Raw genomic sequence first — 10,861 nt, forward strand, 5'->3', positions numbered from 1 at the left:
ATGCCCGAGGGTGACACCGTCTGGCACACCGCGGCCGTGCTGCGCGAGCACCTGGCCGGGCAAACGCTGACCCGTTGCGACGTCCGGGTGCCGCAATTCGCCACCGTCGACCTCACCGGCACCGTGGTCGACGAGGTGCTCAGCCGTGGCAAGCACCTGTTCATCCGCGCCGGGCGGGCCAGCATTCACTCACATCTGAAGATGGACGGCAGTTGGCGAGTCGGGAACCGCCCGGTGCGGACAGACCATCGCGCCCGCATTATTTTGGAAGCCAACGATATTCGTGCTGTCGGCATCGATCTTGGCGTGCTCGAGATTCTCGACCGTGATCGCGACGGCGAAGCGGTCGCCCATCTGGGGCCCGATCTGCTGGGTCCGGATTGGGATCCCGACCTCGCCGCGGCGAACCTGGTCGCAAGTCCGGACCGGCCGCTGGCCGAAGCGTTGCTCGACCAGCGGGTGATGGCCGGGGTGGGCAACGTCTACTGCAACGAATTGTGCTTCGTCAGTGGACACTTGCCCACCGCACCCGTCAGCGCGATCGCAGATCCGCGCCGTGTGGTGTCGCGAGCCCGGGACATGCTGTGGGCCAACCGCTTCCGCTGGAACCGCTGCACCACCGGCGACACCCGGGCGGGCCGGCAGCTGTGGGTCTACGGCCGCGCCGGGCAGAGCTGCCGGCGCTGCGGCACGCGCATCAACGTCGACGACACCGCCGAGCGGGTGGCCTACTGGTGCCCGTCGTGTCAGCGCTGAATCCCAAACTCCGGAAGAACTCTGGAAACACTTTGTTTAACCCGGCCGGGAAATCCTGCCGAACAATGCGAATCGGCCACGGCTAGTCGCGGGCGTGCGCCAGGAAGAATTGCGCGATCGATTCGGATCCGTCCAACACTCGCGTGGTCGGCCCGATCACCGCCTTGGGCAGATACTGCTTGCCGCCCGGCCAGGTGTGCCCGCCGTTGTCGATCTGATACAAGACCACCTCGGTGGCCGCCGCGCACGCCGTCGATTCGATGCGGTGCACGACGGTGCCGTCGCCGACGTTGGGCAATACCTGGGCCACCGGGTCACCCTGACAGCCGTCGGCCGAACGCCACTTGTCCACCATGCTTTTGACCGAGATGGAGTGACTCAGCCCACCGCGACCACGGACGTCCCCACCGTTGAAATGCACCAGCGGATCGGCGGTCCCGTGCGCCTCCCACACCGAAACCGGTTGCGACGGATTACACGCCACCCCCACGCCCAGCGTGCCCGCCACCGGCGCGATCGCCGAAAAAACATCAGCACGATCGCAAGCCAGCCGGTTGGACATGAAGCCGCCGTTGGACATTCCGGTGACGAACACGTGCCCCGGCGCGATGTTGTAGTCGTTGCGCAGCTTGTCGGCCAGCCCCACCAGGAAGCCGACGTCGTCGACATGGCGGCGATCGGCGGGGGAGGCTCCTCGCCCGTCGGCCCAGCTCTTGTCGTAACCGTCGGGGTAAACCACCAGCAGCTTGTTGGCGTCGGCGACGGCGTCGAAGTCCGTCAGACCCTTCTGGCCCTTTCCGCTGCCGCCGCCTCCGTGCAGGCTGAGTACCAAACCGACGGGATCGCCGGGCGGCACATGCATTACGTAGGTGCGGTCCAGGCCGCCGGAACGAAACGTTCCGGCCAGGTCGCGCGGCGTGGCCGCCGATACCTGCTGCACGCCGCAGCCGACAAGACAGACCGCCAGCAGCGCCAGCGATAGCAATCGTCCATACGGCATGGGGGCCAAATTACCTACCGCAGTGACGGTTCGATCACCTCGGGCGGGTGATCGCTATGCCGGCAGCGAAAACAGCCATGTTCAACTTCGGGCCAGACTTGCCCACATTGGCAACGATCGCGATTTGAGCGATGATGGGAAACGTGAAAATTGCCAAGCCCGGCCCGGCGAAGATTCCGTCGGGTACCCGACTTGTAGTTGCGATGGCCGTGTCGCTTGGCGTGCTTGGCGCAGGCTTGGCCCCTGCCGCCCACGCCGACGCGAACGATGACAAATTCATCCAGCTGCTGATTTCCGACGGCATCACCCACGAGTCCGTCCCCGCTGCCATCGCGGCAGCGCGGAAGGTCTGCGAGTACCTCGCACAGGGGATGACGCCCAACGAAGTCGTCATCGACGTGATGAACAGCAGCAGCCTGCCCGACTACGACGCCGGCTACTTCGTTGGCGCGGCCATCCGCGCCTACTGCCCGCAGTACAAGCCGCCGCCGGAGCCCGCACCTCCGCCGCCGCCTCCGTCGACCTAACGGAACGGCCTCAAACCACCACAAAACGGCGAGCCGACGCCGTTGCGCCTCCGTCCGTGCGTACACTTTAACAAAAGGTGAACAAACGGAGGACTAAAAATGATCACGAAGATAATAATCGGTGGTGCGATCGTTCTGGGTGCCACGGTTGGACTGGCCGCACCTGCCAACGCGGACGTGGTGTTCAACCAATTTTCCTGTACCTGCGGGGCACCGCCCCCATTCGCCAGCCCACTGGCCGCGGATCGCATTAACCAGGGTATTCACGACGCCTTGACCCGCGTGCTACCTGGCGATAACGGCTAGCCGGCCGCTCCCTGTCCGACAGCTTGGACAGCGGCGTGCTCGTGCAGCGCCTGCTCGGCGTTCACCGGAACCGGCATCAGGTCGAAAACGACCTCTTTGACGGTTCCGGTGAACGCGTAGGGAGCCCTGTCCTCGTATTCACGGTCGACGACCAACCCGTTGTCGCGGCCGATGTCCATCCCGGCGTACGACGTGAAGGCCAGGCTCACCGTTTGAGGCAGTTCGCCCTCGCCGATCAACCGATCGTCGGCCCATAGCGTCACGCGTCCGCCCGAACCGACGACGGGCTGGGCGGATTCGAACAGCATCCGCACGGTGAGATCGCCGACGGGCAGTGCCTCGGTCGATACCTGCCGATAGGTTTCGACGCCGAGGAACGAATACGTATGGTGCAGCTTGCGTTCCTCGTCCACCCACAACGCGTACCCGCCCATGAAATCGGCATTGGCGACCAACACACCTTGGGCCCCCGCGTCGGGGATGTGCAGCCGCGCCTCGATCGCATAGGAGCGCCCGAAGATGCGCGGCACCATGCCGCGCTGAATGTTCTGCACGCCGCCGGAGAAGCTGAATCGGGCGGTGGTGGGTAGCGGGGGCAGATCACCGAACATCACCGCCAGCCCGCCGAGAAGCGGCAGCACCCGGTTGTTTTCGGCTTCCTGCCACCAAAGTTGTTGCAGCTCTGCAAGTTTATCGGGATGCTCGGCGGCCAGGTCGTTGGCCTGAGCGAAGTCGTCGGGCAGGTAGTACAGCTCCCACACGTCGTCGTCGGGGTTGTAATTGCCGGGAGCGAACCGCTGCATGGTCTGTGGCGACAGGTCCCAGGGCGCCTTGTCCAGCCGTGCGCACGCCCACCAGCCGTCCTTGTACAGCGCGCGGCTGCCGAAGTTCTCGAAGTACTGCACGGTGTGACGCTCTTGCGCCGCCGGATCGTCGAAGGTGTGGATGAAGCTGGTTCCGTCCATCGGCTCCTGCTCGAATCCGTCGACACTGCTCGGCTCCGGTAAACCGATGGCCTCCAACACAGTTGGCGCGATGTCGATGCAGTGCGTGAACTGGTCACGTACTTGCGCGTCGGGCCGGATCCGGCTGGGCCAGGCCACCACCATCGGATCGCGGGTGCCGCCCAGGTGGCTGCCCATCTGTTTGCCCCACTGATACGGGGTGTTGTTGGCGTGCGCCCAGGCGCTCGCGAAATGCGGTGCGGTGTGCTCGTCGCCCAGCGCTTCGATCCCGCCGTATTGCTCGATGAGCTGCAACTGCTGCTCGGCGGTGAGATCCAGGCCGTTGATGAACGTCATCTCGTTAAACGAACCGGTGTTGGTGCCCTCCATGCTGGCGCCGTTGTCGCCCCAGATGTAGAAGACCAGCGTGTTGTCGGACTCGCCGAGATCGTCGATCGCGTCCAGCAGGCGACCGACATTCCAGTCAGCGTTTTCCGAGAACCCGGCGAACACCTCCATCTGCCGGGCATAGAGTCTGCGCTGGGTCTCCGACAGGCTGTCCCACGCCGGAAACAGATCGGGCCGCTCGGTGAGTTCGGCGTCGGGCGGAATGATCCCGAGCTGCTTCTGCCGTTCGAATGTCTTCTGCCGGTAGATATCCCAGCCCTCGTCGAACTGGCCCCGATATTTGTCGGCCCACTCGGCGAACACGTGGTGCGGCGCGTGGGTGGCGCCGGTCGCGTAGTACATCATCCACGGCTTGGTGGCGTTGGCCGCCCGCACGGTGTGCAGCCACTGGACGGCCTTGTCGGTGAGATCGTCGGGGAAGTAGTACGGCTTACCGTCGTGGCCCTGCGGTATGCCGAGCACGGAATTGTCCTGGCTGATGATCGGGTCGTACTGGCCCGCGGCTCCCGACGGGAATCCCCAGAAGTGGTCGAACCCCCAACCGAGCGGCCAGTTGTCGAACGGACCCGCCGCGCCCTGCACGTTGTCCGGAGTCAGATGCCACTTGCCGAAAGCGCCTGTGACATAGCCGTTGTCGCGCAGAATCCGGGGCAGCGCGGCGCAACTGCGCGGCTTGGCCGTCGAGTAACCCGGGTAAGGACCCGGAAACTCGCACACCGATCCGAAGCCGACGCGATGATGGTTGCGACCGGTCAGCAGCGCCGCGCGGGTCGGAGAGCACACCGCGGTGACGTGAAAGCGGTTGTAGGCCAACCCGTTGCGCGCCAGCCGGGATAGTGTCGGGGTGCGGATAGCGCCACCGAAGGTGTCCGGCCCGCCGAAGCCGGCGTCGTCGATCAGCACGATCAGCACGTTCGGCGCTCCCTCGGGTGCGGCGGCGCCGGGCACGATCGTCCAGTCCCCCACCGACTCCGCCACGGTGCGGCCCACGGTGCCGCCGAAGCCGCGCTGCGGTATCGGCAGCCGGGTACGGTCCGGGTTGAACTTGCCCATCGCCTCCTGTAACGCCGCGCCGAAGCCGCGCAATGTCGAGTGAGCGAGCTCCGCGACCGATTTCATCGGCGATCCGGCCAGCGCCTGCTGGACGGCAAGCCGGGAGTCGGCGGGCGCCAGGACAACGATCACGGCACTGTCGGCCGCCATCTGCTCGCCGATCTTGTCGGACAGCCCGCCCTTGACCTTCTGGTTCAAGAAGGTGCCCGCCAGGGCGCCGGCCGCGGCGCCGGCTGCCGCCGTGACCACCGACGCCGGCGAGAACAGGCCCGCAGCCAGGCCCGCGCCGGCCCCCCACTTGGCGCCGCGACGGCCGAGGCGATTGCCGCTGTCGACGAACACGCGATCGCCCTCGGCGTCCTTGCCGACCAGCACTGCGTCGCGCAGCTGCAGGCTCTTGTCCTTGGTTAGGGTTTGAAAGTCGTGGCGGGCAGCATCGAGGCCCTGATAGCCGGCAACGATGACCAGCGCGTGTTCTTCACTCATAACCAACTTATAGACGCCGAAGAGCTTCGCAGCGGTTGATTGCCACCGAATTCACGGCGTCAATAGGCGGATATCTCATCCTCAGTCCGCTACACCAGCAGCGCGAAGATCACCGGCGGTAGGCATCGGTGAAACCTCCCTGAACGCGAGTTGTCGCGCAGGAGAACGGAAAGCGTGAGTGGCTCGATAACGATGTTCGCCTGATTCGCGAGCCTCTTGCAAGGGACGAAAGCCCCCGAAGGGGGGCCTTACGCCTCCTCTGATACCGGCCGGCGCCGCATAGTCTAACGACGTGATCACGCCCCGTGGTTTACCAGGCTTGGCCCTGGTGGCCGGCCCGTTGCGGGCTACCGTCGGCGGCACGCAAATGGCCCTTAGCGCAGGGGTGGTCGCTGCGGCCGGGGCTACCCACACGGCCCTCGCCGGCGCCGGCGTGGCAGCGAGAATAAGCAAGTCGTTAACCCTTGCCGCGCCGGATGTTTCGTCGCTGGCACGCGCGACAGCGGGCGTGGTGATCGAGGCGCTGGGCGGCGCTGCGGCACGCCGCTCCAGCCGCAGCGGGCCGCGGTGCTGGATCGAGGTGCGTGGTCTCGGCGGCGAACACGCTTGCGCCATCGCCACCGACGTACTGGCCGCGGTCCGCGCGACGCAAGGCGTTCGCACGGCCTTCCTCAACCGCGCCCTGGCACGGGTCGTGGTCACCCTGGACACCGAAGCCGCCGATGCGCCCGCACTGACCGAACTGTGCCGGATCGTCGAGAACGCCGAATCGCGCCACCGAATCGGCGTCGCACGACACCGCCCGGCCTCCCTGCCGGGCGACGATGCGCTACTGGCAGCACGGATGGTAGCGGTTGCGGCCGCCACTGTGGGCCTTGGTCTTTCACTGACCGGCAGCCTGCTCCGCCTGCCCAGAATGCCCGACTTGATAGCCGTGGCGCCGACGCTGGCCGATCACCTGCCGCGGGTGCGTCGAGAGGTGGAACAACGCCTCGGTCCGGAGGGAACCGATGTGCTGTTCGGTTTGGTCAACGCCGCTACTGCCGCGCTGACGGTGTCGCCGACGGCGGCGGCCGCCGAGGCCGCTACCAACGCTTTGCTGGCGGCGGAGGCGTGGACCTGTCGGCTGGCGTGGTCCCGGCATGAATCCACGCTGGGCTGCCAACCGATTCCGGACGATGCGGCGTTGGCGCCGCGGGTCCGGCCCCCCTCGCTCGACGGCCCCGCGGAACGCTACGCCAACCGCATCGGCCTGGCCGGCATCGGTGCCGGCGCCGTGGTCGGCGTGCTGTCACGGAATCTCGACACGGCCGGTGCCGCCGCGCTGACTACCGTCCCGAAGCCGTTGCGCACCGTGCGTGAGGCGTTCGCCTGTGCGATGAGCAGCGGCCTCAACGTCCACCATGACGCGCTGGTGCTGCACCCTCGCGTGCTGCGGTCGCTCGATCGGATTGACGCGATCATGATCGACCCGCGAGCGCTCTACACCGACGATCTGATGGTCAGTCGCATTCTGGGCGTGGAGAATTCGGTACGTTCCCACGCATGGGAAGCGGTGCGGGCCGCACTCGAAAACGACGGCCTGAGGCCGGGATGGCACGACCTGGCCGACATCCCCGGAGCCGGCAGTATCGGCGAGGCGCTCATCAGCCCGGTTCGCGATCCGTTCGCTGCGGCGGTGCTGACCGAAGCGCGGCGGTCGCAGCCGCGGATCTTCTCGCTCGATGACGACGGGTTGCGTTCTCTGGCAAGGGGATTCGACCAACTGTATCCCACCGACGGCACGATCGACCACGCGGTGGCAGCGGCGGTGGCCGAACTGAAGGCCGGCGGCGCCACCGTCGCGTTGCTGACTACCGCGGAGATGCGGGCCGCGCACCGGTCCGACATCACGATCGGCGTGCTCCGCGACCGACGGCCTCCGCCCTGGGGTGCCGACGTGATCGTGGACGACCTGACCGGCGTCTGGCGGGTGCTGCACGCACTGCCCGCCGCCCGCTCCGCCACCGAGGGTGCGGTCCGGCTGTCCGCCTCGGCTTCGGCGCTCGGCGCCCTGATGTTGATTCCCGGTGTGCCCGGCCGCAGTTCGACATCGGTCAACATCGGCATGGCCACCAGCCTGTGGATCGGATACCGGGCGGCCGCCAAGGCGTTTCGCGATCCGCTGCCCGAACCGGAGACCAGCCACGAATGGCACGCGCTGCCCGTGACGGAGGTGCAGCGGCTGTTGCCCCGCCCGACCGACCAACGCGCGATCGAAGCACCGACGTGGTGGTCGCAGCGGCCGGCGGTTCGTGCGCTGCACGATGCCACCGCGCCGTCGTGGGGCCTGCTCCGTGATTTCGTCGGCGAGATGCGCGGCGACCTGTCGGACCCGATCACTCCGCTGCTGGCCACCGGTGCGCTGGCCAGCGCGCTGCTCGGCTCCCCGTTGGATGCGGTCCTGGTGGGTAGTGTCCTGTTGTCCAACGCAGCGTTGTCGGCCGAGCAGCAGCTGTATGCCGAACGCACGCTGGATCGCCTGCTGGCGGTGCAGGATCCGCCCGCACGCCGACATGTCGGGCCGGTGGAGGAGCAGCGCCACGAGAACGTTGCTACCAGGCGGCTGCGGCTCGGCGACGTCATCGAAGTCCGTGCCGACGAGGTGGTCCCCGCGGACGCCCGGCTGCTGCACGCGATCAATGTCGAAGTCGACGAATCCACCCTGACCGGCGAATCACTGCCGGTGGCCAAGCAGACCGAGCCCACACCGGGCGCCCCGCTCGCCGAGCGCACCTGCATGATCTATGCCGGCACCACGATTGTCGCGGGCACGGCGGTGGCCGTGGTAACCGCGGCGAGCTCACGCTCGGAGATGCGCCGAGCGTTGGCAATGGCCCCGCGGAAGTTGCAAGAGGTCGGCCTGCAGCGGCAGTTGCGCCACATCACCGGCCGAGCGTTGCCGTTCAGCCTGGCCAGCGGCGGGCTGGTGGGCCTGATCAGCCTCATGCGCGGAACACTGTTGCGCGACGCGGTGTCCAGTGCGGTTACCTTGGTCGTTGCGGCCATTCCGGAGGGGCTGCCGTTGGTAGCCACACTGGCGCAACTGTCCGCGGCCCGCCGGCTCAGCGGCCGATCGGTCCTGATCCGCAATCCGCACTCGATCGAAGCGCTGGCCCGGTTGAACGTGGTCTGCTTCGACAAGACCGGAACGCTCAGCGAGAACCGGCTGAAGGTCAAATCAGTGCACCCGATGGCCGGTTACACCCCGGCGCAGGTCCTCGACGCGGCGGTGAGCACCAGCTACGCCAGGCACACCCACCGCGTCGACCACGCCACCGACGACGCCATCACCCAAGCCGCCGACGACCCGGATCTGCGAGGTGACGGGTTGCCACCACAACCGCGGCGCAGCCGTGACGCGTTCCTGCCGTTCCAGTCATCCGGCCGGCCGTTCGCCGCCGCGCTGGTGGGCACTCGACTGACCGTCAAGGGCTCACCCGAGGCGCTCTCGGCGGCGTTACGGCACGACGACCAGCCGTTGGCACGGCAGGTCGACGAGATGGCGGCCAATGGTCTTCGGGTGCTGGCGGTTGCCGAGCGCGACCTCACCCCGCACCAGGCAGCGGCCGCCGCGGCCAACCCCGGCTATCTGGAAAGCGTGTGCACGTCCGACCTCATCCCGGTCGGTCTGATCGGCTTGGCAGACACTCCGCGGCCGACGGCCCGCGCGCTGTTGCAGAGCCTTTCCGAGCGCGATATCGCGGTCCGGCTGATCACCGGCGATCATCCCTGCACCGCGATGGCGATCGCCCAAGAGCTGGGCATCGATGTGAACGCCGATCAGGTGATCACCGGCAGCGACTGGGAAGCACTGTCCGCCGACCAGCGGGCCGAGACCGTCACATCCTGTGTGGTGTTCGCACGGATGACGCCGGAGGACAAGATCGACGTGGTCCAGACCCTCGAGCGGGCGGGCCTCGTCACGGCGATGGTCGGCGACGGTGTCAACGACGCCGCCGCGATCCGGGCGGCGAGCGTGGGCATCGGGGTGGCGGCGCGCGGCAGCGATGCGGCGCGCAGCGCGGCCGACGTGGTGCTGCTCGACGAACGGATCGAGGCGCTGCTCGATGCGCTCGACGAAGGCCGGCAGTTGTGGCAGCGGGTGCACTCCGCGGTGTCGATGTTGTTGGGCGGCAACCTCGGCGAAGCGTGCTTCGCAACGATTACCGCCCTGTTGACCGGGCGGTCGGTGCTCAACGCCCGGCAAATGCTGCTGGTCAACATGCTGACGGACGCTCTTCCGGCCGCCGCGCTGGCCGTCAGCCCGCAATCGGGCCCGGCCGACGAGGACCGCGACGAGGCCGCGATGTGGCGTGCGATCGGGATTCGTGGTGCCGCCACCACGATCGGCGCCACGCTGGCCTGGACGATGGCCAGCGTGACCGGCATGCCGCAGCGCGCCGCGACCGTCGGGCTGATCGCGCTGGTCAGCACGCAACTTGCCCAGACTCTGATCGACTCCCACGCACCGATGGTGGTGTTGACGTCGGTCGGTTCGCTCGCAGTCCTGGCGGTGGTGGTCAGCACTCCGGGACTCAGCCAGCTGTTCGGCTGCACCCCGGTAGACCCGTTGGCCTGGGGTCAGGCCTTGCTCGGGGCCGCGGTGGCCAGTGCACTGCCTGCTATCGCTCCCGGCCCGCTGCGGCGGGCTTCTGACGTAATCCAACGACAAATCTCGGGCGACGAGTTGGCCCGACCAACCCAAGGAGTCGAAAGTGGTTGCCGGTAACCGTAATTCACGATTGCAGCTCAAGCCTTACCGAGCCTTGTCGGAGCATCTCGACGGAGCTTGGTGGCCGCGGTCGCAGAATTTGGTCGACGAGTTGCCCGACTTGGTGACGTCGGTGTCCGACCGACTGGGACAGGTCGTGATGGTGGGTTACCGCCGTAACGGTTGGGACGAAACGCCGCCCCTGGCCGAGATCGCCGGGCACACAATCGAATTGCTGGGCTTCACCAGTAACGAGCCGACCAGTGTCATCCTGATCGGCGAAGACGGCCGTCACCTCACATTGCACGTTATCCGCCCGGACGCCGACGAAGAGGTTGCTCGAGAAGCGTTGGCGGAGACGCAAGTACCCGCCGACGCCGCACCGGCCAGTCTTTCAACGGTTGCGCGATCCGTAGCCGAGGTCGCAGACAAGCTGGCCCGTCACGAGGGGATTGATGACGATCGGCGCACGGCCCAGATCAAGGACTGGTGTGAGGAGGCCGCGAAACAATTCGTCACTGCGCCGGTCCAGACCTTTGTTCCGATCCTCGTCGAACACATCGTGCGTAACCGCATCATCGAGTCCCGCCGCAAGACCTCGTCAGCCGCCTCGGCGAGCGGCTGATGA

At 67.1% G+C, this 10,861-nt stretch carries 6 protein-coding genes; 4 read left to right on the top strand and 2 right to left on the bottom strand.

Features of this window, described 5'->3' with window-relative positions:
- A complete protein-coding gene (gene nei2 / locus SKC41_RS01450; protein ID WP_330975995.1) occupies positions 1-756 on the top strand; it encodes an endonuclease VIII Nei2 in 756 nt (251 codons plus the stop codon).
- An 82-nt stretch (positions 757-838) separates the two neighbouring features.
- Here nei2 and SKC41_RS01455 read toward each other — a convergent pair whose 3' ends face one another.
- Positions 839-1,756 carry an extracellular catalytic domain type 1 short-chain-length polyhydroxyalkanoate depolymerase gene (locus tag SKC41_RS01455; protein WP_330975996.1) on the bottom strand — a complete coding sequence of 306 codons (918 nt, stop codon included), beginning with the start codon at positions 1,754-1,756 and terminating at the stop codon, positions 839-841.
- Positions 1,757-1,899: 143 nt separating this feature from the next.
- Here SKC41_RS01455 and SKC41_RS01460 point away from each other — a divergent pair, with 143 nt between their 5' ends.
- Entirely contained in the window at positions 1,900-2,283 is a 384-nt protein-coding gene (locus SKC41_RS01460) for a DUF732 domain-containing protein (RefSeq protein ID WP_330975997.1), read from the top strand.
- A gap of 302 nt (positions 2,284-2,585) precedes the next feature.
- On the opposite strand, the gene SKC41_RS01465 is transcribed toward SKC41_RS01460, so the two are convergent.
- Complete coding sequence (locus tag SKC41_RS01465; protein WP_330975998.1) at positions 2,586-5,480, bottom strand: arylsulfatase; 2,895 nt, start codon at positions 5,478-5,480, stop codon at positions 2,586-2,588.
- 367 nt (positions 5,481-5,847) lie between these two features.
- On the opposite strand from SKC41_RS01465, the gene SKC41_RS01470 reads away from it, so the two are divergent.
- The gene (locus SKC41_RS01470) at positions 5,848-10,251 is read left to right on the top strand and encodes a cation-translocating P-type ATPase (RefSeq protein WP_330978716.1); all 4,404 of its coding nucleotides are present in this window, start codon (positions 5,848-5,850) and stop codon (positions 10,249-10,251) included.
- Entirely contained in the window at positions 10,238-10,858 is a 621-nt protein-coding gene (locus SKC41_RS01475) for a DUF5994 family protein (protein WP_330975999.1), read from the top strand. The genes SKC41_RS01470 and SKC41_RS01475 overlap by 14 nt, the downstream gene beginning before the upstream one ends.
- The last annotated feature ends 3 nt before the right edge of the window (positions 10,859-10,861 follow it).

Source organism: Mycobacterium sp. 050128, from assembly GCF_036409155.1.
In the GTDB taxonomy this organism is placed as follows: domain Bacteria; phylum Actinomycetota; class Actinomycetes; order Mycobacteriales; family Mycobacteriaceae; genus Mycobacterium.

Bases quoted from the DNA above. Each gene is read 5' to 3' on its own strand.
- nei2 (WP_330975995.1), top strand. From the start codon at position 1: ATGCCCGAGGGTGACACCGTCTGGCACACCGCGGCCGTGCTGCGCGAG.
- SKC41_RS01455 (WP_330975996.1), bottom strand. From the start codon at position 1,756: ATGCCGTATGGACGATTGCTATCGCTGGCGCTGCTGGCGGTCTGTCTT.
- SKC41_RS01465 (WP_330975998.1), bottom strand. From the start codon at position 5,480: ATGAGTGAAGAACACGCGCTGGTCATCGTTGCCGGCTATCAGGGCCTC.
- SKC41_RS01470 (WP_330978716.1), top strand. From the start codon at position 5,848: ATGGCCCTTAGCGCAGGGGTGGTCGCTGCGGCCGGGGCTACCCACACG.